The following is a 22004-nucleotide window of genomic DNA, read 5'->3' as shown; positions in this document are numbered from 1 at the left end:
AGGACAAAACTTTATGTTGAACTTGTTTGCCAAACTCATGAAGGCATTAAACTCGGAAACAAGCCCCTGGTCTTTGGCGGCTGCCGCTGCGCTGGCTATGTGTGCGGGTTTTATTCCGTTGTTAAGCCTGCAAGTGCTCATTATTGTAGGCATCGTGTTTTCACTCCGGGTGAACGGAAGCTTATTTCTTGCTTGTTGGCTCTTTTTTACAGGAACCGCTTATTTACTCGATCCTTTGTTCCATAGTTTAGGGGAATGGTTATTGGCGCATCAGGGGCTCAGTAGTTTCTGGCAAAGCTACGAGCAAGCCAATTGGTTATGGATTTTCCAGCTTCATCACACCATTCGCTTAGGAGCAACAGTCGTGAGCTTAGTACTGTTTGTGCCTGCGATATTCTTTTTTAAATGGTTAGTGGTGCACTACCGCAAAGACATTCAAGCCAGAGTCAATAAGTGGCCCATCATGCAGGTGCTGAAGGGCACTAAGTTTTGGCGAGTATATAGAAGCCTCAGTGGTTTGCATGCAAGGGGGCAGCTATGAATAAGTGGTTTAGATGGTACGGTGCTGCCTCATTTATCGGAATATTAACGGGCATCGGGTTCATAGCTTACCTTCTGAGTGACACGGTTATTCGTTGGACTGCAGAGCATGGCTTATCCACCCTAAATAATGCTGAAGTGAATATTGAACAAGTTGAATGGCAGGCATCGCCATTCAAAGTTGATCTCATTAATATCGAAGCGACCAACCCACGCGCACCGGAAAGTAATCGGGCTCAAATAGGCAAGCTAACCGTGCAACTTAGCTTTAGAGAGCTTATGCGTGGACGCTTTTTTGCGCGTGAAGTTGCGGTGGAAGGCGTTGCTTTCGATACCGAACGAAGTAGCCGAGGTTGGGTGGATAGAAATCCAGAAACCGAAGCGGCTAGACAGAACTGGCAGGAACAACTTGCTGCTTGGAATGTGTCTTTGCCCGACACAGAAGAGCTTATTGACCGACTAGCGTTGCAAACGGAAGAAAAAGTTGAGCAGTTCCAGGCTAACCTAGCGGAGCGCCGCGAGGCGGTTGAGGAAGCCAGAGAAAACCTGCCCGATGAAGAACAGCTCGCTGAATTTCAGGAACGGTTAGAGGCAATTATTGAGTCTAAGCCAGAGTCTCCACGCGAAATTCTGGAAGCTCGAGAAAACTTAAATGATTTGAAAGACGACGTGAAAAGTGCTGCTGAGCAAGTCGAGGTGTTTATTGCCTTAAGCTCAGACACGCTCGCCGTAACCCGCCATGAGCTTACAGAGTTGCAACAGGTTGCAGGTGGCGACTTGTCGCGGCTGAATAACTTGCTATCGCTGAGCCCCGATTCCTTACCTAATTGGAGCGGTATTCTTTTTGGGCCTACGGTGGAGAAGTGGGTGACACGAGGGAACTCTATCTTCCAGTGGGTTGCTCCTAAATTGAAAAGTGCGCGCGACGAACAGCAGCGTCCGTCTCGCTGGGAAGGGCGCTATGTGGACTTAAGCGAAAACCGTCCCAAATTCTTGATTGAACAAATAAACGTTAACTTTGCTCAGTGGCAGGGTGCGCTGGCAGTGAATATTAATAATTTAACTTACCAGCATGGTTTAATTGGCGAACCGACGACCTTTGCTGTGAATGCCGGAGCAACCGAGCGTTGGAGTTCGTTGGCATTGTCTGGGGATATGTCATTTGCCGGCGGGCAATTGTTAGGCCAACAACAATGGCAAGTTTTGGGCTTGAACCTCACAGACATGACATTGCTCAACTCGGAGAGCCTTACCGCCAAGTTATTGCAAGCTGGGGTGAATACTCAAGGTAGCACTCGTGTTGAAGGCTCGGAACTTTCAGGGCAAGGCGGTTTTGACCTGAGTTCTGTGGAAATGGACTTTGGCGGTGAAAGTCCAGTAGCTCCTCGCTTAGAGCAGCTCTTTTCTTCTATACAGTCGTTCTCTTTGGGGCTAAACCTTTCCGGAGAAACAACGTCGCCGAGTTTTGCAATAGAAACAGACCTAGACGAGCAGCTTGCTGGCGCTTTTGCCAACCAACTTCGTTCTGGATTAGAGGGACAGGTTGAAGCTGGTGAGGAGCGATTGCAGAACATTATTGCACCCGCGAATAGCTCGGCCACGCAATGGCTCAGTGCTGTTGAAGCGCAACGTGCAGAGGGGCAGTCTTTGCAAGAGTCGCTTACCGCAGTGCTTGAAACTGAGCTTGATGATTTAATCGAGTCAGAAAGAGACCGAGCACTGCGATTACTACGAGAGCGTATTGGCGGCAACTAGTAGCCTGGCGGCTCTTTGAAAACGGTTAGCGACCAATGGTAACGAATTGCACCTAAGCGTAACCCTAGTGTGGCGAGCATCGCTGAAACCATTGCGATGCCTGGGTGAAGTGGGTATAGCAATACGAAAAGTACGCCACCGGCAATACATGTGGTGGCGTAAAGTTCGCTTTTTAATACCATGGGTACGTCTCTTGCTAAAACGTCACGAATCATGCCACCAAATACCGCTGTCATCGTTCCAAGAATAACCGCAATAATTGGGTGAACCCCATTGCTCAATGCTTTTTCTGCGCCCAACACGGTGAAGAAAGCGATACCTAAAGCGTCTGCAAAAAGTAATCGATTTACCGGAATGTAGGCTTTAAACCTTAACCAAACAATAGTCCCCAATGCCGAGCCAGCAATAACCGCAAAATAAGTCGGGTCGGCAACCCAAAATACGGGCACGTCTAGAATAAGGTCTCTTGTGGTTCCGCCCCCAATCGCAGTAGCTGATGCGAGTACAATAACGCCGAATCCATCCATTTGTTTTCTAAAGGCTAAAAGTGTGCCCGCGATAGCGAATACAGCGCAGCCAGCAAGGTCGGCAAAATAAATCCAATTCAAGCTATTGAACTCCTGTTCATAAGGACTCATGTAAAGGGTTTATGGGAAGATAATAGAAAGCGCGACGAAGGATAACAAGTATCTGTTTAGTTGCGTTTCGATTTACTACGCCTTCGTATACAATACGGGGCTTCATTACAAATATAAAAGAGGAAATACCATGGATTTTCTAATTGCTAACGCCCACGCTGCGGCTGGCGCACCACAACAAGGTAGCCCAATGTCTTTGGTTATCATGCTGGTTGTTTTTGGTTTAATCTTCTATTTCATGATTTTACGTCCTCAGCAAAAGCGCATGAAAGACCACAAAAGCCTTATCGAGTCATTGAGTAAAGGTGACGAAGTGCTTATGCAAGGTGGTTTAATTGGCAAAATCGAGAAAATCGATGCAGAAGGCGACATGATGGTTGTGTCTTTGTCTGAAACGACCAACGTAACAGTTCAAAAAGCTGCAGTAGCAACTGTATTACCTAAAGGGTCTATCAAAACTCTTTAATTTTGAGAAAAACAAACGAAGGAAAGGACTGTGTTAAACAGATACCCCTTGTGGAAAAACTTAGTCATTCTGCTCGTTGTGTTAGTGGGTACGCTTTACGCGCTACCAAACTTGTATGGTGAAGACCACGCCATTCAAATCTCTGCCACTCGTGGTGGAGAAGTAAACACACAAACACTACAACAAGTAGAGTCTGAACTCGCAGCGAACGGTGTTTCACCGCGCGGAGTTACCATGGAAAACGACCAAATTCTGGTGCGTTTGAACTCGGACACAGAGCAGTTGGCCATGCGTGAAGCGTTGGTCGATGCCTTGGGCACCCAATACATCGTGGCGCTTAACTTGGCACCTGCAACGCCGGAATGGCTGAAAACTATTGGGGGTATGCCGCTTAAGTTAGGCCTTGACCTTCGAGGTGGTGTGCACTTTTTAATGGAAGTGGACATGCAAGAAGCTCTGCGTAAAATTCGTGAGCAAATGACCACTTCTGTGCGCGACCGCCTTATTGAAGAACGTATTCGCTATAGCAGAGTCGCTGAAGAAGGTAACAACGTAGTTATCGAACTTCGTACCGAAGAAGACTACCAAGCGGCTGTAGCTTCATTGCGTAACCAGTACCAAGGTTATGACTTTGACGCAGACGCCAGCACGCGCACCGTTCGTTTAATGATGACCGACGTGCAATTGCAAGAAACCCGTTCGAACGCGATTGAGCAAAACGTAACTATTTTACGAAATCGTGTGAATGAGCTTGGTGTAGCTGAACCTGTGATTCAGCGCCAAGGTCAAGACCGTATCGTGGTTGAACTTCCAGGTGTACAAGACACGGCTCGTGCGAAAGAAATTCTGGGTGCTACTGCAACTCTTGAGTTCCGTTTCGTAGACACAGACAGTGACTTGCGCGACGCGATGGAAGGCCGTGTTCCTTTCGGTAGTACACTGTATAACCAACGTGGTGGCGGACAAGTATTACTGGAAAATAGAGTGATTCTAACCGGTGATCATATTGTCGACGCAAATACGGGTTACGACGAAAACGGTCGTCCGCAAGTAAGTATTACGCTCGACGCTGCGGGTGGCCGTATGATGTCACTAGCTACGCGTGACCGAGTTAACGACCCTATGGCAACGTTATTTATCGAGTTTATTGCCACCGGTGAAACAAGACCAGACGGTAGCTTAGAGTTTGATCGCCTGGAAGAAGTTGTAAGTGTTGCGAATATTTCCGAGCGCTTAGGTAGTAACTTCCGCATTACTGGTGTTGGTTCAGTGCAAGACGCACAAAACTTAGCGCTATTACTTCGCTCTGGTGCTTTGATTGCACCGATTCAAATCGTAGAAGAGCGTACAGTGGGACCGAGCTTAGGTGCTGAAAACGTGAAGTCTGGACTTACCGCAATTATGGCAGGCTTCGTATTAGTACTTATCTTCATGGGTATTTACTATCGTAAGTTTGGTCTTGTGGCGAATATGGCGTTGTTGACCAACCTTGTGATGATCGTTGGTGTAATGTCGATGATTCCTGGTGCAACGTTAACCATGCCGGGTATGGCGGGTATTCTTCTCACCGTGGGTATGGCGGTCGACGCGAACGTTATTATTTTCGAGCGTATTCGTGAAGAACTTAAGGAAGGTCGTAGCCCACAACAAGCTATTGCTCGCGGTTACGAAAATGCTTTCTCTACAATTGCCGACGCCAACATTACAACCTTAATCACTGCTTTAATCCTATTCGCTGTGGGTACAGGTTCAATTAAGGGCTTCGCGGTAACACTCGCAATCGGTATCGTAACTTCAATGTTTACGGCGATTACTGGCACACGCGCGGTGATTAACCTCACCTGGGGACGCAACAAGCGTCTTTCTGAGCTGTCGATCTAGGGAGAGGGCAAATGTTTGAGATAACAAAGGTAGACGAAAATAATCCGATTCGTTTTATGAATTGGAGAATGCATACCACGATTCTTAGTATCGTGATTGCTATTCTCGCGATCGCCAGTTTAAGTGTGAACAAACTAAACTGGGGATTAGACTTCACTGGCGGTACATTGGTTGAGGTAGGCTTTTCTCAGCCAGCAAACCTTAGCCAATTACGTACGGTGCTAGCAGAAAACGAATTAGCAGACGCAATCGTGCAAAACTACGGCACACAGCGCGACGTGTTAGTACGTATTCCTCCTCGCGAAAACGTGGAGTCGGAGTCTATTGGCGACCAGTTGTTGATGATACTTCGCCAAAACATGGACGAAGACCTAGTTATTCGTCGTGTTGAGTTTGTGGGACCGCAAGTGGGTGATGAGCTGGCAGAGGCAGGTGGTTTGGCGCTTATTGTAGCCATGATCTGTATTCTTGCTTATGTATCGTTCCGCTTCGAATGGCGTTTGGCACTCTCTGCGGTTATTGGTTTGTTCCAAGACGTATTGATGATTCTGGGGATATTCTCGCTTCTTCAAATAGAAGTTGACCTAACTATTCTGGCAGCACTTCTTGCGGTTATCGGTTACTCGTTGAACGATAGTATCGTTGTAGCCGACCGTATTCGTGAGAACTTTAGAAAGTTACGTAAGGAAGACCCAGAAAGCGTTATTAATATTTCATTGAGCCAGACCATGAGTCGAACCTTAATGACCTCATTAACAACGCTAGTGGTTATTGTGACGCTGTTCTTATTCGGTGGCACGATGATTCATGGATTCTCTATTGCCATGATGATCGGTGTAATTGTAGGTACGTATTCATCAGTATTTACGCGCAGCACGATCGTTCTGGCGTTCGGTATTTCGCGTGAATCGCTAATGCCTCCTGAAATAGAAAAAGAAGGCGAAGACCAAGAAGCAATGATGTAGTTGAGTTTTCTTAGCTTCAGGTAAAATAAAAGGGACAGAGTGAAAACTCTGTCCTTTTTTGTTTTCGAGTATTCAGATTGTTGTTATTTATTATGGGCGTAAGCGATTTACTCTGTATTGCGAAACGCCAATAAGTAACAACAGCATGAGGAGTGCTGACAGGTTTATACTAGAACCCGAGCTGGAGCCAGAATCGGGCTTAGGCTCGGGTTCAGGTTCCGTAGTTACGTTATCGTCTACATCCAGTGCGACGGACAGTTCTCTGTTTTCCGGAATATCGTCCTGAGGAGCCGCGAACAACCGGAAATTAAGATTATATTCGCCTGTTTCAGTAGCTCTTAAGTCGAGTTCAACCGTATCGCCAGACAGCGCTTGTAGGCTATCAATTTTACAACGATAGAAGAGGTCCGTAGCTTCTTCCCAGCAGGTATGGCTTGCATCTTCCAAGTGAACACGAGGCGCATCCCCTCCTGCATATCGGTCAATCTCAATCAATACGTTGCTTACGGTACGTTCAGACAAATTATCGACATTCAGAGACACTTGGAAGCTCTCATTCTCGGCGACGTTTCGAGAGACTGCATTACTCTCGAGGCGCATAGGTATGGTGTTGTCTTCTGCGGTGTATAAGTAAACAGCTCCTCGATTACCTTCACCAAAAACATAGGCGCTTCCACTTGCGACAAATAGCTCTCCATTAGGGGTGATGTCCATAAATGAGCCCAGTTGCCCTGTCCGGACGGGGGTAGAGGGACGAAGAGTTTCTGGAGGAATTGGAGCGTAAAATCGCTGTACCTCTTCCCAGTTTGACGAAGCAGTTGAGCGCTCTAATACTAAAACTTCTCCTAATGAATTGAAAATCTCGTTTTCGTCGTAGAGTTTGGCTAAGGGGGTCCCAATATAAAGACGATTCCCATCTAACCTGATGTGTTTAGCAAAAGAGTTTCTTGCCGGGTTATTCGATATGTCTGCTTGCCCTAATTCGTAATTGAACTGATTGTGAAGGCTCCAAATATCGTCAACTTCACTGTATCGGTAGTGGGAAACGTAGTGAGCATCGTCTTCTTTTACACCTTTAAAGATGAGATCATGATTTACTAACTCTAGGTTACGCATATTGCGTAAACCGTCAGCAGGCTCTTCGAAGCCCACGGTCTCAATAGTTTGATGAAATTGCCAATCATCAGTCTCAACGTCGTGCTTAAAGAGTTGAATTTCTGGACCAATATCGTCAGTTAGTGAGTTATGCAAGCTAATGCCATAAGCAGCTAACCACGGATAGCTAATATCTATTACGTCCCCAAAAGAATTGTAAGCACTACTTTGCAATTCAAATCCTTCGGGTGCTATTTCTGAGTGAAATCCCCACTGGGAATTGTCGTTTTCTTTGAAAATAAAGAGTTTACCACCCTCTAAACCACCGTCAGTTCCAAGTTGGTCTAACGGGGTTGAGGTGACTAACCAGCCACTATCATAAGTAATTCTCTCGCCAAAGCTATCAATACCTAATTTTGGTCTATTAATTTCCCCAATTAAGGTTGCTTGTTGCGTTTGCGAATTAAATTCATATACAAATATTACACCCGAAGCGAATTCACTCGCGTTATCGCCTTGGCGTGCCTCATTGTCAGCAACAAAGAAACGATTACCATCTACCGAAATGCGCAGGCCAAAAGTAAATGCCTCTCCTCTCAAAACTTGTGTTTCACGCCAATGACCATTTGAGTCTGGCGTAAACAGCCTTACGTAACCTCCACCAACATCGGTTGAAACAGAGTGAAATAGCGCATACCCACTGCCTACAGTAATTCTTTGTCCAAAAATCTCATCGGTTTCGACATTCATTTCGGGCAAAAATAATTGTTTAGGCGTAAAGCCTGCATAATTAGGAAAGGAAACAAGCGCTAGTAAAACTAGCGCCGCTTTCAAAGTATTTTTAATAGTTGAGTTGTTCATTATTGGCACATCACCCAATTGTTGTTTTCATCCATATATGGGCAGTCAAAGCCTCCTCCAGAACCACCTGAGCCTCCTCCAGAACCACCTGAGCCACCACCGGAGCTTCCGTCTTCACCATCATTTGGAATGTAGAGGAGCTTGTTAGCTGTTCCACTTGGGACCTGATATAACTTGTTCAAGCTAGCATGGTTAATTAATGAGGTTATAATATCACTCGGGACAACGGGTAAACCTATATTTTCTTCAATTAATAAAGCAAGGGCTCCGGAAACGAAAGGAGCTGCCATCGATGTTCCGTCGGCGGTGCCATACGAAGAATTTGAATTATAGGTAGCGGAAGTAATACTTTCTCCAGGTGCAAAGATATCTATAACTGCACCATAATTGGAAAAACTCGCTTTTGCATCATTGCTGTTGGAAGCTCCAACTGTTACAACACTGGATATTCTCGCCGGAGTCGTATTGCTAGCATCTGCATTCCCGTTTCCTGCAGACGCCACTACGATAAAGTCGTTAGAATTCGTTAACTGGTTTATGGCTATTTCTAATTGCTCATACGCGACTTCGTTCTCTTCTGTTACAGTCGCTCCTAAACTCAAGTTAATTACTGAAATCAAATTTGAAGTGTTAAAGTCGCGAATTGCATTTAGCCCGCTGATTACAGACGCGGTACTACTATGACCATAACAGTTAGCCACTCGAACATCGTAAATCTCCGCTTGCTTGGCAACACCATAGTTTTGGCCTGAAGCTATTCCAGCTACATGAGTACCATGGCTTCTCGCTAGAATACTTTGTCGTCTTAATTCGTCTTCTGGAGGCGGAGGTCCGTCGGGACAAAAGGTCTCAGTCACAGAGGATTGATGAATATAACTACTGTCACCATAACGGTCGAAGTACTGTGTGACTCTTCCGCTCATTTCTTGATGGGAGTTTTTTACACCTGAATCCACGATATAAATTCTGACATTGTCACCTTGATAGTTGGTGGTATAAGTACTTGATAATGGCAGGTCGATTTGGTCAATCCTGTCGAGTCCCCAGTCCGGACCATTTTGAGTGTAGGTGTTAAGGTGCATAGGGGCCACCGGCACAACAGAATGTATATTTGGGTTCCGTGCTAAAGCTTCAGCACGCGCAGCAGGCATAGAAGCAGAAAACCCCTGTAAAACATGGTCAAAAACTGAACCTACTTCGATATTCTGTTGATTGGCAAACTGAGTGGTTAATGCTCTGACTGCTTGTGGAGCCATTCGATGTCCTTCGTTAAAACGCACAATATATCGATCTTTAATGTGGTTCTGGTAGAAGGCTTCTTCGTAAGTTTCCGCGTGAGAGTAGGGGGGGGGGTAAAGATTGCGCCGATTATAGTAAGTGCTAGTAAATACTTCCATTGATGTTTCATATGAGGAGTCCTTGTTGTAAAACTAAAATTAACATTTCATATATCAAGCAACTGAGTTTAAAAGTTGTTTGTGTTTATTTTGTTGCATTGATTGCGGGTGTTGTCAAATTAGTCTGGAAAATCCGAATAAGGGTATCTAATTTCCGGTACTTTTCCAGAGGTATTCCTGTGGTAGACTTTTGACTAAAGTTATCAAAGAGGTAAACACATGCTATTCGTTGTTTCTCCCGCCAAGAATTTAGATTATGAAACGCCTGGCCCGGTTTCTGAGTATACGCAGCCGGAACTTCTTAAGCCTGCTCAAGAGCTAATTAATATTTGTCGTGAACTTTCTCCGCAACAGCTTGGTTCATTAATGAGTATCAGCGATAAGCTAGCCGGTTTGAATGCTGCTCGTTTCCAAGAATGGAGTACGCCTTTCACAACAGATAATGCCAAGCAGGCAGTATTCGCATTTAACGGTGATGTATACACAGGCCTAGACGCTAACTCGCTTAGCGGTAATACGTGGGAATATGGCCAGAAACACATGCGTATTCTGTCTGGTTTGTACGGTACTTTGAAGCCGTTAGACCTAATGCAACCTTATCGTTTAGAAATGGGTACCAAGCTGCAAAACCCACGCGGAAAAGACTTATATACCTTTTGGGGTGACACGATTACAGCGTCGTTAAACCAAGCATTGGAAGAAATTAATAGCAAAGTACTGGTGAACCTGGCTTCAAACGAGTATTTTAAGTCTGTGAAGCCTAAAGCATTGAATGCAGAGATTATTACGCCAATTTTTAAAGATACAAAGAATGGCCAATTAAAAGTAATCAGTTTCTATGCTAAAAAGGCAAGAGGGCTTATGGCTCGTTTCATTTTAGAGAAGCAACCGAAGTCGGTTGAAGATTTGAAAGCATTTAATTCAGCAGGATATGAATTTGATGCTAATCTTTCTAAGGGAAATGAACTGGTATTTCGTCGCGAAGAACAATAGTTGCGACTTGAAGCTCGGTTGAATCGACACAGTATTTAAACGGGAAGGATGATTATGCGCGAAGAAAATTCAACAGAACAAACAGGGCAAAATCAAAAAACGACAATCATTGTTGCGGTTATCGCCGTTATCGTAATTGTGATTATCGGTTGGACAGTATTTAGCGGCGGTGAGCCGGAGCCTGATCCAGAACCAGTAGAACAAGAAGTTTCTATGGAAGTTGAGCCCGAGGAAGAAGAAGTTGTAACCGACCCCGTTGAAGAAGTAGAAGAAGAAAGTCCACCGATTACAGACCGTGTGGTTACGGAACCTGAGCCAGATCCATTACCCGGTTTGAACGAAAGTACACCTGCGGTAATGAGTGCGTTAGACGAGCGCTCAGTAGATACCGACCCAGTAACTAGTGAAAACCTTATTCGCGATCTTGTGGTGTTTATCGATAACATTGCTGCAGGTATCGTTGCCCGTGACGCTGCCGTTATTGATGGCCCTTCAGAGCGTTTTATGGTGCAAGAAAGCGGTGACACAACATATATCGACCCACGTAGTTATGCGCGCTACGACGCAATTGTAGATTGGTTCGTTGGTTTAGACGAAGACGCAATGGTTGCTGTGTTTGAACAGTTTGAACCGTTATTTGATGAAGCTTACGCTGAAGTTTCTCGTCCTGGTGCTGATTTCAGAGATCGCGTTCGTCGCGCGGTTAGCGTGCTAAATGCGGCGCCTGAACAAAACGGTCGCTTGGCATTGAATGACGACGAAGTGATGTACACGTTCGCCGACGAGTCTTTAGAGTCTCTGCCAGCGGCACAGCGTCAAATGATTCGTTTAGGCCCTGACAACATGCGCCGTGTTAAAGCTAAATTAACCCGACTATTGAATGCTTTGAATAACTAAAGGTTCTATGCAGTCGGAAAAGCAGTGGCAGCATTTGCCCGTTAGAAATGGAAGGTTCGGTCGTTGGTTTGGACGACTGGGCCTTCGTTGTTTGGGCGGTTGGAAAATTACCGGCGAGTTACCCGACATTCCTAAAGCGGTAATTGCTGTTGCGCCACATACCTCGAATTGGGACTTCTTTGTAGGCATATTCGCCATGTTTGCATTGCGGTTGAAAATCTCGTTCTTGGGTAAGCACTCTATTTTTGTCTTTCCTGTAAAGCGCCTACTTATGGCAATGGGTGGCATTCCTGTGAACCGTGGTAGCGCTAAAGGCGTAGTTGGTGAAATGGTTGCAGCCTTTAATGAACGTGAACACTTACTTCTGGGTTTATCGCCAGAGGGCACGCGTAGTAAAGTCGAAGAATGGAAAAAAGGCTTCCTTTACATGGCTCGTGACGCGAAAGTTCCTGTGATTCCTGTTGCACTCTGCTTTCAAAGCAGAGAAATCCAGATTGGCGAACCTATTCACATTGAAGACATTGATGTTGGACTTGCTGCAGTCAAGGCTTTTACTGGCCAAGCACAAGGTAAGCGACCGGAGCTAGCATGATAGTACGCATTTTGATTGCTCTAATATTGTTGTTACCTAGTTATGTGACCGCATTTCAAGAAGAGGGTGAGCAGTCGCCGGATATATGGGAAGGCAGTGCTTGGGTTATTGCCCCTTTGCAAACAAGAGACGCAACCCTTTTTCATAGCGCATACTTTAGCTCAGCGCCTTATCTATACAATGTTCTGGGCTGGGGATGGCCTACCGCAAAGATTACTGTGGAAATGAACGCCAACATGGTGCAGCACCATGTTTCACAACATAACGCTGGTGCTAGCTATACATACTCAGTGCGCAAGTTAGGTTATGCGGACATTGTGGGTGCGATTTATATAAATCCAGTAAATCAAAGCCGTAGTGACGTACCTAATTATAATGCGCAAGATTATGAAGCTGAAATGTCGATGTGGTTTACTCAGCAGGTTGAACAAGACGAAGACATTGCCCAACTTGGCGTAGACATTATGAACTGGCTCGCAAATGAGTGGAGTTTTAACTCAGTACTTATTCCGGTGCACGAGAATTATGAGTTTTTGCAGGGAATAATGAGTAGCCAAGAGCTTGACCCTTTCACAGAAGATGCAGATGCGGGAATGTTGCTTTACCGCTATCCATAAAAAATATGATATTCTTCGCCCCATTCAAATTGGGTTTTGACCTACCGAAGGAAAAGTGATGAACATTATAGAAGCTGGTGTTGCCGCACCTGGGAAAAAAGTCGCGATCGTAGTGTCGCGCTTCAATAGTTTTGTTGTTGAGAAATTACTGGAAGGTGCAGTAGACACGCTTACGCGCATTGGCCAGATTAATACTGACGATATTACCGTTGTACGCGTTCCTGGTGCTTATGAACTGCCAGTAACCGCTAAAAAAGTTGCGGCAAGCGGCAAATACGACGCAGTTATCGCTATCGGCGCGGTGATTCGTGGCGGTACACCGCACTTCGACTTTGTTGCTGGACAAGCGAACTCTGGCTTAGCACAAGTAGCGTTAGATACGGGTGTTCCTGTTTCGTTTGGCGTCATCACTACCGACACCGATGAGCAGGCAATTGACCGTGCTGGTGTGAAGCATGGAAACAAAGGCTCTGAAGCTGCTCTTGGTGCGTTAGAAATGATTAACGTACTGGCGCAACTGTAAGGAGTATCGCGTGAAACCAGCAGCACGAAGAAAGGCAAGACGCCTAGCTATTCAAGCCGTTTACTCTTGGCAGCTTTCTGAAAACTCAGTGACTGATATTGAAGCTGAGTTTTTAACAGACAACGACGTAAGCAAAGTAGACGTGGAATATTTTCAAGACCTACTTAAAGGCGTAGCTAAGCAAGTTAGCTCGCTAGACGAAGCACTAACTCCGTTTACGGACAGACCGTTTTCAGAGCTTGACCAAATTGAGCGCGCTATACTCCGCGTAGCGGCATACGAGCTTAAGCAACGTCTCGATGTGCCATACAAAGTGGTAATGAACGAAGCAATTGAACTTGCCAAGGCATTTGGCGCTGACGATAGCCACCGGTTCGTCAATGGTGTACTAGACAAAGCCGTCGACACCCTGCGTTCTGCCCGCCAATAAATTTTATATGGACTCGTCCAAAAAAGAATTTGATCTGATCTCTCGGTATTTCCAGAGATCAGACAATCTTCGTTGGGATGTAAAAACCGGTATCGGTGACGACGCCGCAGTCGTGAGTCCGGGTGAAGCCTCTGATGTGTTGATTACCACAGATACCATGGTTGCCGGCGTACACTTCGACGAATCCCTTTCAGCGCGAGCCATCGGCCATAAATTAGTTGCAGTCAATTTAAGTGACCTCGCTTCTATGGGGGCAGAGCCAGCATGGCTTTCTCTGGCCCTCACTTTGCCGAGTGTCGATGAAGCTTGGTTAGAAGGCTTTTCCCAAGGCTTCATGGATATCGCACAGTATTACAACTGCGACTTAATTGGTGGTGACGTTACACGAGGTCCGCTTACCCTTACGGTGACAGCTCATGGACTTGTTCCTAGCGGTAAGTCTATCCATCGCAGTGACGCTCAGCCAGGTGACCGAATTTATGTGTCGGGTAATTTAGGTGACGCACGAGCTGCATTAGAAATTGCCCAAAGCAACTTAGAAAGCACTAAGGCGCACGCAGAGTACTTCACTGAAAAGCTGCATTTTCCAACCCCGCAGGTTGCATTAGGGCAAGCATTAAGAGGCGTTGCCACCAGTGCAATCGATCTTTCTGACGGATTAATTCCCGACTTAAGGCACATGTTGGCTGCTTCTGAGGTGGGTGCGCGTATTCACTTAGAAAATTTGTCTGCGTCTGAAGCGCTACAAGCAACGATTCCAGATTTGCAACAACGACTGGCTTTACAGTGTTTTGCCGGTGATGATTACCAACTCTGTTTCACCGTTCCAGAAAGCCGCAGAGGAAGCCTTGAAACCGTCTGTAAGCAATTAGGTGTGCAGGTAAGCTGTATTGGTGTTATTGACGGTGAAGACGGCCTGTATTGTTATTTAGACGAGGAAGAAATTGAACTGCCAGATAATGGCTTTGTTCACTTTGGAGCAAACTCATGAAACCACATCCGAAAACGTTAATTAAAAATCCAATTCACTTTATTTCTTTAGGCTTCGGCACTGGGTTAGCGCCCAAAGCACCGGGAACTTTTGGAACTTTAGTGGGTATTCCAGCGGTTTTATTGTTTGCACCGCTTGGAGTGCAAGCTTATTTAGGTATTGTCGTCATGTTTAGCTTGCTTGGTATCTATTTCTGCCAGCAAACGGGTACTGCATTAGGTCAGTCTGACCACGGTGCGATAGTTTGGGACGAAATTGTGGGCTACATGATTGCTATGATCGCGATTCCGGTAGCTTGGCAAACCTTATTGCTCGCATTCCTGTTGTTCCGGTTTTTCGATATTCGCAAGCCGTGGCCAATTAAGTGGTTTGATCAAAAGGTCAAAGGCGGCTTAGGCGTTATGTTAGACGACGTTCTAGCAGGGTTAGCGACGCTAGTGATTATGCATGCGCTATTAAAAGCCGATAAACTTCCTGGTGTTATTGCGTAGGTAATAACTCTTTAGGTAATAAAGGTTTGTAGCAAAAGCGGTTTAATTTAACCGCTTTTGAATAGCTGCCAATATGCCTTTCGCGTCGAGCGCTAGCTCTTCTCGTACTTCGCTTTGAGACCCATGCTTAATAAAGATGTCTGGCAGACCAAGCTGTAATACTTGAGTTGTATTTTGTGCTTGCTGTAAGCACTCGAGTACCGCAGAGCCTGCGCCTCCAGCAATAGCGTTCTCTTCCACGGTTACGAGCAGTTCGTGCGAGCTAGCCATTTTCTCAACCATTTGTTGGTCTAGAGGCTTCACAAAACGCATATCGACAACAGTCGCGTTAAGGCTTTCAGCGGCTTCAAGCGCTTCAGGGAGCAGTGTACCGAAGTTTAGAATGGCTACCTTCTCACCCTCGCGCTTAACCACACCTTTACCGATTTCAACAGCTTGCGCGGGCTCTAGTTCTAAGCCGAGACCATTACCGCGAGGGTAGCGAACAGCCGCAGGACCTTGGTGCTGGTAACCGGTTTCTAATAAGTGGCGACATTCATTTTCGTCACTTGGCGTCATGACAACCATATTTGGAATACAACGCATATAAGTTAAGTCGAACGCCCCTTGGTGAGTAGGACCGTCTGCGCCGACAATACCTGCTCTGTCTATTGCGAAGAGTACGTCGAGGTTTTGCAACGCCACGTCGTGAATCAGTTGGTCGTATGCCCGTTGCAAGAAAGTCGAATAAATCGCAACTACAGGCTTCTTGCCTGCAATTGCTAGCCCGGCCGCAAAGGTAACTGAGTGCTGCTCAGCAATGGCAACGTCGTAATACTGATTCGGGTAGGTTTGTGCAAATTGCACCATACCCGAACCTTCACGCATAGCCGGTGTAATGCCTGCTAATTTTTTGTCTTCAGCTGCTTTCTCACAAAGCCAGTCACCAAAAACTTGTGAATAGCTTGGTACGCTAGCCGGCTTGTTAGGTAAAGCTTCATGTTTCGGGTCGAATTTAGGTACGCCATGGTAGCCAATCGGGTCTTTCTCGGCAGGCGCATATCCTTTCCCTTTTTTGGTCATAATATGAAGAAGCTGAGGCCCTTTAAGGTTCTTCATATTCGCCAGTGTTTCCACTAGCCCTTGAACGTCGTGACCGTCGATAGGTCCAATATAATTGAAGCCAAATTCTTCAAAAATGGTACCTGGGGTAACCATGCCCTTAACGTGCTCTTCTGCACGACTGACTAATTGACGCATTCCCGGCATATCTTTAAGAAGTTGCTTGCCACCTTCTCGAAGCGTGGTGTATGGCTTGCTCGACAGAATTCGTGCGAAATTACGATTTAACGCGCCTACGTTTTCTGAAATCGACATTTCGTTGTCGTTCAAAATAACCAGCATGTCAGGTTCAATATCACCGGCGTGGTTTAATGCTTCAAAAGCCATACCTGCGGTCATTGCACCGTCGCCAATAATCGATACAACCTTCCGGCTTTGCCCTTCTTCATGAGCTGCAACGGCCATACCCAAGGCCGCACTTATGGAGGTGCTAGAGTGACCGACACTCAATGTGTCGTATTCACTTTCTTCACGCCAAGGAAATGGGTGTAGTCCGTCTTTTTGGCGGATAGTGTGAAGCTGATCACGGCGACCCGTTAAAATTTTATGTGGATACGCTTGATGGCCAACATCCCAAACAATTTGGTCGAAAGGTGTCTGATAAACGTAGTGCAAAGCCACGGTAAGCTCGACTGTTCCTAAACCACTAGCTAGGTGTCCACTACTTTGACTTACTGAATTGAGCAAGAACTGACGCAGTTCATGACTAACCTGATTGAGCTGAGCTTTAGGTAAGCTTCTCAAATCTTCTGGTGACTCGATGCGGTGTAAAAGAGGAAACAGTTCCGCTGTAGACTTCTGTGTCATGATGTTAGCGATCTCGATTTATCAGGTATTGCGTGAATTCTTGTAATAACTCGGTATTGTACGCAATTGTGGAAAGAGCTTGTAGCGCTTTTTCTACTAATGCGTCTCTGGTGGCTATGGCTTGCTCTAGCCCTAGCAGACTTGGATACGTTGACTTTTCAAGGTTTAGATCTGCCCCCTGCACTTTGCCTAACGCTTCGGTGTCGCCAGTAATGTCGAGAATGTCGTCATGCACTTGGTATGCATGACCAATGAACTCTGCCCACTGAGTAAGGGCTAAGAAGTCTTGCTGTGACACCTTGGGCGCACATAACGCGCCAAGTTGAACCGCCGCGACAATCAGCGCGCCAGTCTTATTTTTATGAATTTGCTCGAGGGCTTCTAGCGACAATTTTTCTTCAATGTTGGTAGCTTCAACATCGAGGGCTTGCCCACCACACATACCGCGGTAACCCGACGCTTGCGCTAGTGTTTGTACCATTTTTACTACTTGTTCCGCCGGTAACGTGCTCTTTGTGTTGTCGGCTAACAGTGCGAATGCTTCGGTTTGCAGTGCGTCGCCCGCTAGAATGGCAGTTGCCTCTCCAAATGCGATGTGACAGGTAGGCTTCCCTCTGCGCAGCGCATCGTCGTCCATTGCCGGTAAGTCATCATGAATCAACGAAAACGCGTGTATACACTCAATGGCTGCGGCTGCACGGTCTAAGTCGGAAGCGTCGGCACCTAACATTTCACCGACGCTGTAAATTAAGAAAGGTCGTACACGCTTACCACCATTTAAGACACTATATTCCATAGCTTCTTTGAGCTTTGAAGAGGTGGTAGGTAATGCCTGTATATGCGTCGACAAGAATGACTCGTTACGTTGCAAAACAGCGTGCAGCTTGTCCATCAGCATTCTTTATTCTTCTCCCGCAGGAAGGTTATTTAACGTTTGTTGTCCATTTTGTTCGACAAGCATTTGAACTTTTTGTTCGGCGGCTTTTAATTTGTCTTGGCTAATGCGAGACAAAGAAACTGCTTTCTCGAATTGTTTAAGAGCTTCTTCTAGTGGCAGCTCGCCTTGTTCTAAAGACTCTATAATAGTCTCAAGTTCTTGCACTGCGGATTCAAAAGTTGGGGCTTTATCTTGTTCTGCCATTGCAGTTGCTCCATGCTGTTATCTGTTGTCGAAAAATATAAATAAATTCGCTATCAGTTTGATCTAACGTAAAGAAAGCCTATTGTTAGCCGATATGATTCATTAGACAAACGAATTAGCGGTTGTGTCGACGTCTCTGATGATGAAAAATACCATATAAACGGACCGCTCGGCAGAGGTGAGGAGAAAATAGTGGATATCGCAACGCTCATCGGCATACTCGGTGCTATTGCTTTTATTGTTATGGCAATGGTGCTCAATGGCGATATTGGCCTTTATATCAACGTTCCGTCTATCTTAATCGTATTCGGTGGAACAGTCTTTGTTGCGCTTGCAAACTTCTCTTTAAGCCAGTTTCTTGGTGCCGGTAAAGTCGCAGCAAAAGCCTTCATGTTTAAAATTGAGCCTCCTCTTGAACTTATCGACAAAGCCGTGGAAATGGCTGACTCGGCGCGAAAAGGCGGCTTCCTTGCGTTAGAAGAAGCGGAAATCGACAACCCGTTTTTTCGTAAGGGCATAGACATGTTGGTGGATGGTCACGACGCGGACGTAGTGCGCCAAACGCTGCAAAAAGATATTGATTTAACGTATCAACGCCACGAGCAAGGTACGAATATTTTCCAGTCTATGGCCGACACTGCACCCGCTATGGGTATGATCGGTACGTTGATCGGTTTGGTGGCTATGTTGGCTAACATGGACGACCCAAAAGCTATCGGGCCTGCTATGGCGGTAGCGTTGTTAACCACACTCTACGGCGCATTCCTTGCTAACGTAATCTGTCTTCCATTGGTGGCTAAGCTGAAATTAAGAATGGAAGAAGAGAAGCTGAACCAAGAGCTCATGCTGGATGCGGTGTTAGGAATCCAAGACGGTCAGAATCCAAGAATTATCGAAGGCTTGTTGAAAAACTACTTGGCTCAATCAAAACGCAACAACGGCGAAGAAGAGGCCGCATAATTTATGGCAGCTGTCATCGAGAAAAAATGTCCGAAGTGTCCACCCAAGGGGCTTGCTCCATGGATGGCGACTTTTGCCGACTTGATGGCGCTGCTTATGTGTTTCTTTGTTCTGTTATTAGCGTTCTCAGAAATGGACGTGTTGCGATTTAAACAGATTGCAGGCTCAATGAAGTTTGCCTTCGGTGTGCAAAACAAAATTGAAGTAACCGACATTCCTCGCGGAACCAGTGTTATTGCGCAAGAATTCCGCCCAGGCCGCCCAGAGCCTACGCCGATTGAAACCATTCAACAGCAAACGCTAGACATGACTCAGCAAGCGCTTGAGTTCCAAGCTGGTGAGGACAGCGAGCAAGGCGGTGACTCTCGTGACCAAGGCGGTGAAACAACCTTTGAAGAGTCTAACTCTTCAATGGAACAACGCCAGAATATGAACGAAGACGCACAAGAACTCATGGAACTGATGATGCGCTTGCAAGAACAGCTAAGCGAACAAATTGACGAAGGCGCGTTAGAGTTAGAACAACTGGGTCAACAGATCATTATTCGGGTGAATGAACAAGGAACCTTCCCTCAAGGTTCGGCGTTCCTGCAGCCTCAGTTCCGTCCAATCATTCGCCAGATAGCCAGTGTCATTGGCAATATTCCTGGAGAAGTTAGAATTTCAGGTCATACCGACAACCGTGTAATTCGCTCTGAAATGCACAGTTCTAATTGGGACTTATCGAGTGCTCGTGCAGTGAGCGTAGCTGAAGAGATGAGCCAAGCAAATGAGTTCGACACCAGTCGAATGACCGTGCAAGGCTTTGCAGACACGCGCCCATTAGTACCCAACAATAGCGAAGACAACCGCCGCCGTAACCGTCGTGTGGAAATTGCCATTCTACAAGGCGAAGCGTTAGAAAGCGCACCAATTGATGCTGTAACCGACCAGTAATTACCGTCGCTTTCCGCCCATAGCGAAAACAAGTATAATACTGCGCTTTTACAGCACTACTGGTCGGTACCATGATATTTGTCCTTCGTTTTCACGCCGAAATTACCGTTAAAAGCAAGTCGTTAAGACAACGCTATAGCAAGGTTTTAACCGGCAGCATTCGTAACCTTATGAAAGCTATCTCGCCCGAGATCAAGGTTCGCAACTTGTGGGACAAGTTAGAGGTAGAAACGCCGGAAGTTCCTGAAGTGTGTGCGCAGGTACTGGATCGGCTGCAAAACACGCCCGGTATTTCTCACATCGAGCAAGTTGAAAACACTCCGTTCGAAAGCTTTGAGCAACTTCTAGAGTTTGTGCTCGACAAGCAAGGTGAACATCTTGCCAACCAGTCTTTCGCGGTTCGTGTGAAGCGTAAAGGAAAACATGAATTCAGTAGCCAAGACCTTGCCGCATATATTGGCGGTGGTATTAAGGCTCGTGTTGAAGGCACTCGCGTTCAACTTAAAAACCCAGAGCAAACCGTAAAAATTTGGCTTGAAGACGACCAAGCGAACGTTGAAATTGAACGCTTTAATGGTTTAGGTGGTTATCCTATTCCTACACAAGAAACGGTGGTGTCACTTATTTCCGGCGGGTTCGACAGCGCTGTAGCGACTTACGCTTTAATGCGCAGAGGCGCCAGAACTCATTTTTGTTTCTTTAACCTAGGTGGCGCGGAAGCGCACGAAGCGGCGGTCAAAGAAGTCAGCTACTTTATTTGGGAAAAGTTCTCAAAGTCGCATCCCGTTAAATTTGTGTCTATCGACTTCAGTGATGTTGTAGACCGTATTCTCACGCAAGACCAGCCCGGCCTTATGGGCGTACTTCTGAAGCGCGCGATGCTAAGAGCTGCGTCTATTGTAGCTTCACGTTTAAATGCCCAAGCTATTGTTACCGGTGAAGCGTTAGGCCAAGTTTCGAGCCAAACACTGACTAACTTGCAGGTTATAGACGAAGTAACGGATACGTTGGTGTTAAGACCTCTAATTGTGTCGGACAAGCAGGACATTGTAGACCTAGCAAACAGTATTGGTGTTGGTGAGATGGCCGCGGCTATTCCTGAATATTGTGGTGTTATCTCTAATAAGCCAACCGTAAAGGCACAGCGCGGAGCCATTAAGGTGGCGGAGGAAACACTAAACGACGAGCTCATAGAGTCCGCTGTACTTAACGGTAAGCTTATCGATGTAAGAAATATTCCAACCGTAACCCAAGAAGAAACACATATACGTCAAATAAACGATTTGGCAGAGCTTAACGGTAATGAGTTGGTACTAGATATTAGAGCGCCAGAGGAAGAGGAATTAAACCCGTTAGTTTTATCCGGTTCTAAGGTACAACATTTACCCTTTTTTAAACTCGCAAGAGCCGCTGAAGGTCTTGATAAGAACCAACCGGTAGTGCTTTACTGCAAGCAGGGTGTAATGAGTCGCCTACAAGCGATTACGTTACGCAATATGGGCTTTACACAGGTAGCTGTGCTTGCAGACGAGGCAGTATGCAAAAGCTAATTGAATTCTTAAGGCGCAAAGGGCGAGTACTTTTTGTTCTAAGTGTTGTTGTTGCTTCTATCGGCTTACTCAGCCAAGTCCCAAGTGACTTAACACCGCGTTCTATACCCATGTACGACAAAATAGCCCACGTTATTCTGTTCTTCGGCCTTGCCACCACATTGCACTTCGCGTTTTCGCCAAGAGTATGGCTCGCTTTCGTCATTCTTGGCATATACGGCGGCGCTGTAGAATGGGTGCAATACTATATTCCGGGGCGTGGTGCAGAGTGGGTAGACTTTCTAGCCGACATGGTTGGTGTTGCGCTGTTTTATGGCGTTCGTGCTGCTTGGTATGCGGTTTTAAGCCGCCAGCCTGAAACAAAAAGCCGCGGATAA

General features: G+C 46.1%; 23 protein-coding genes. 17 read left to right on the top strand and 6 right to left on the bottom strand.

Features of this window, described 5'->3' with window-relative positions:
• Nucleotides 1-13 precede the first annotated feature (13 nt).
• Both EYQ95_RS11710 and EYQ95_RS11705 read left to right on the top strand, forming a co-directional pair.
• Entirely contained in the window at nt 14-541 is a 528-nt protein-coding gene (locus tag EYQ95_RS11710; RefSeq protein ID WP_111916142.1) for a TIGR03546 family protein, read from the top strand.
• Nucleotides 538-2295, top strand: coding sequence for a TIGR03545 family protein (locus tag EYQ95_RS11705; RefSeq protein WP_111916141.1), 1758 nt, complete (start codon nt 538-540; stop codon nt 2293-2295). Before EYQ95_RS11710 ends, EYQ95_RS11705 begins: the two co-directional genes overlap by 4 nt.
• On the opposite strand, the gene EYQ95_RS11700 is transcribed toward EYQ95_RS11705, so the two are convergent.
• Entirely contained in the window at nt 2292-2903 is a 612-nt protein-coding gene (locus EYQ95_RS11700) for a trimeric intracellular cation channel family protein (protein WP_207916385.1), read from the bottom strand. The two genes, EYQ95_RS11705 and EYQ95_RS11700, sit on opposite strands and share 4 nt — an antisense overlap.
• A 160-nt stretch (nt 2904-3063) precedes the next feature.
• On the opposite strand from EYQ95_RS11700, the gene yajC reads away from it, so the two are divergent.
• The 3 genes from yajC to secF are packed head-to-tail and all read left to right on the top strand — an operon-like array spanning nt 3064 to nt 6245.
• Entirely contained in the window at nt 3064-3399 is a 336-nt protein-coding gene (gene yajC, locus EYQ95_RS11695) for a preprotein translocase subunit YajC (protein WP_111916139.1), read from the top strand.
• Nucleotides 3400-3429: 30 nt separating this feature from the next.
• Entirely contained in the window at nt 3430-5280 is a 1851-nt protein-coding gene (gene secD / locus EYQ95_RS11690) for a protein translocase subunit SecD (protein WP_111916138.1), read from the top strand.
• An 11-nt stretch (nt 5281-5291) separates the two neighbouring features.
• Nucleotides 5292-6245, top strand: coding sequence for a protein translocase subunit SecF (secF, locus tag EYQ95_RS11685; RefSeq protein ID WP_111916137.1), 954 nt, complete (start codon nt 5292-5294; stop codon nt 6243-6245).
• Nucleotides 6246-6335: 90 nt separating this feature from the next.
• On the opposite strand, the gene EYQ95_RS11680 is transcribed toward secF, so the two are convergent.
• Together EYQ95_RS11680 and EYQ95_RS11675 are read right to left on the bottom strand one after the other, a co-directional pair.
• Nucleotides 6336-8201: a hypothetical protein gene (locus tag EYQ95_RS11680; protein WP_111916136.1), complete on the bottom strand. Its 1866-nt coding sequence runs from the start codon at nt 8199-8201 to the stop codon at nt 6336-6338.
• Nucleotides 8201-9598 carry a S8 family peptidase gene (locus EYQ95_RS11675; RefSeq protein ID WP_111916135.1) on the bottom strand — a complete coding sequence of 466 codons (1398 nt, stop codon included), beginning with the start codon at nt 9596-9598 and terminating at the stop codon, nt 8201-8203. Before EYQ95_RS11675 ends, EYQ95_RS11680 begins: the two co-directional genes overlap by 1 nt.
• Nucleotides 9599-9817: 219 nt before the next feature.
• On the opposite strand from EYQ95_RS11675, the gene yaaA reads away from it, so the two are divergent.
• The 8 genes from yaaA to EYQ95_RS11635 are packed head-to-tail and all read left to right on the top strand — an operon-like array spanning nt 9818 to nt 15132.
• Nucleotides 9818-10591 carry a peroxide stress protein YaaA gene (gene yaaA / locus EYQ95_RS11670; RefSeq protein WP_111916134.1) on the top strand — a complete coding sequence of 258 codons (774 nt, stop codon included), beginning with the start codon at nt 9818-9820 and terminating at the stop codon, nt 10589-10591.
• Nucleotides 10592-10645: 54 nt separating this feature from the next.
• Nucleotides 10646-11488 (top strand): DUF3014 domain-containing protein, encoded by an 843-nt coding sequence (locus tag EYQ95_RS11665; RefSeq protein WP_165831994.1) that lies wholly within the window; start codon nt 10646-10648, stop codon nt 11486-11488.
• Between the two features lie 7 nt (nt 11489-11495).
• The gene (locus tag EYQ95_RS11660; protein WP_111916132.1) at nt 11496-12080 is read left to right on the top strand and encodes a 1-acyl-sn-glycerol-3-phosphate acyltransferase; all 585 of its coding nucleotides are present in this window, start codon (nt 11496-11498) and stop codon (nt 12078-12080) included.
• Nucleotides 12077-12697 (top strand): hypothetical protein, encoded by a 621-nt coding sequence (locus EYQ95_RS11655; RefSeq protein ID WP_111916131.1) that lies wholly within the window; start codon nt 12077-12079, stop codon nt 12695-12697. Before EYQ95_RS11660 ends, EYQ95_RS11655 begins: the two co-directional genes overlap by 4 nt.
• Before the next feature lie 58 nt (nt 12698-12755).
• Entirely contained in the window at nt 12756-13220 is a 465-nt protein-coding gene (gene ribE, locus EYQ95_RS11650; protein ID WP_111916130.1) for a 6,7-dimethyl-8-ribityllumazine synthase, read from the top strand.
• A 10-nt stretch (nt 13221-13230) separates the two neighbouring features.
• Nucleotides 13231-13650: a transcription antitermination factor NusB gene (nusB, locus tag EYQ95_RS11645; protein ID WP_111916129.1), complete on the top strand. Its 420-nt coding sequence runs from the start codon at nt 13231-13233 to the stop codon at nt 13648-13650.
• 7 nt (nt 13651-13657) lie between these two features.
• Nucleotides 13658-14641: a thiamine-phosphate kinase gene (thiL, locus tag EYQ95_RS11640; RefSeq protein WP_111916128.1), complete on the top strand. Its 984-nt coding sequence runs from the start codon at nt 13658-13660 to the stop codon at nt 14639-14641.
• On the top strand, nt 14638-15132 hold the full coding sequence (locus EYQ95_RS11635; protein WP_111916127.1) for a phosphatidylglycerophosphatase A: 495 nt from the start codon (nt 14638-14640) through the stop codon (nt 15130-15132). The genes thiL and EYQ95_RS11635 overlap by 4 nt, the downstream gene beginning before the upstream one ends.
• A gap of 42 nt (nt 15133-15174) precedes the next feature.
• Here the strand turns inward: EYQ95_RS11635 and dxs are convergent, their stop codons facing one another.
• From dxs to EYQ95_RS11620, 3 genes are read right to left on the bottom strand one after another with little or no spacing between them, the layout of a single operon-like run.
• Nucleotides 15175-17040, bottom strand: coding sequence for a 1-deoxy-D-xylulose-5-phosphate synthase (dxs, locus tag EYQ95_RS11630; protein WP_111916126.1), 1866 nt, complete (start codon nt 17038-17040; stop codon nt 15175-15177).
• A 4-nt stretch (nt 17041-17044) separates the two neighbouring features.
• On the bottom strand, nt 17045-17932 hold the full coding sequence (gene ispA / locus EYQ95_RS11625) for a (2E,6E)-farnesyl diphosphate synthase (RefSeq protein ID WP_207916383.1): 888 nt from the start codon (nt 17930-17932) through the stop codon (nt 17045-17047).
• A 9-nt stretch (nt 17933-17941) separates the two neighbouring features.
• Nucleotides 17942-18181: an exodeoxyribonuclease VII small subunit gene (locus EYQ95_RS11620; RefSeq protein WP_111916124.1), complete on the bottom strand. Its 240-nt coding sequence runs from the start codon at nt 18179-18181 to the stop codon at nt 17942-17944.
• A gap of 192 nt (nt 18182-18373) precedes the next feature.
• Between EYQ95_RS11620 and pomA the strand changes: the two genes are divergently transcribed.
• From pomA to EYQ95_RS11600, 4 genes are all read left to right on the top strand, one after another.
• Nucleotides 18374-19141: a flagellar motor protein PomA gene (pomA, locus tag EYQ95_RS11615; protein ID WP_111916123.1), complete on the top strand. Its 768-nt coding sequence runs from the start codon at nt 18374-18376 to the stop codon at nt 19139-19141.
• Between the two features lie 3 nt (nt 19142-19144).
• Nucleotides 19145-20077: a flagellar motor protein MotB gene (locus tag EYQ95_RS11610; RefSeq protein WP_111916122.1), complete on the top strand. Its 933-nt coding sequence runs from the start codon at nt 19145-19147 to the stop codon at nt 20075-20077.
• 71 nt (nt 20078-20148) lie between these two features.
• Nucleotides 20149-21627 carry a tRNA uracil 4-sulfurtransferase ThiI gene (gene thiI, locus EYQ95_RS11605; RefSeq protein WP_111916121.1) on the top strand — a complete coding sequence of 493 codons (1479 nt, stop codon included), beginning with the start codon at nt 20149-20151 and terminating at the stop codon, nt 21625-21627.
• A complete protein-coding gene (locus EYQ95_RS11600) occupies nt 21615-22004 on the top strand; it encodes a VanZ family protein (RefSeq protein ID WP_111916120.1) in 390 nt (129 codons plus the stop codon). The genes thiI and EYQ95_RS11600 overlap by 13 nt, the downstream gene beginning before the upstream one ends.

This window comes from Lysobacter sp. N42 (genome assembly GCF_004344885.1).
The sequence above is the reverse complement of the archived record's forward strand: the minus strand, read 5'-3'. Positions and strand labels throughout refer to the sequence as shown.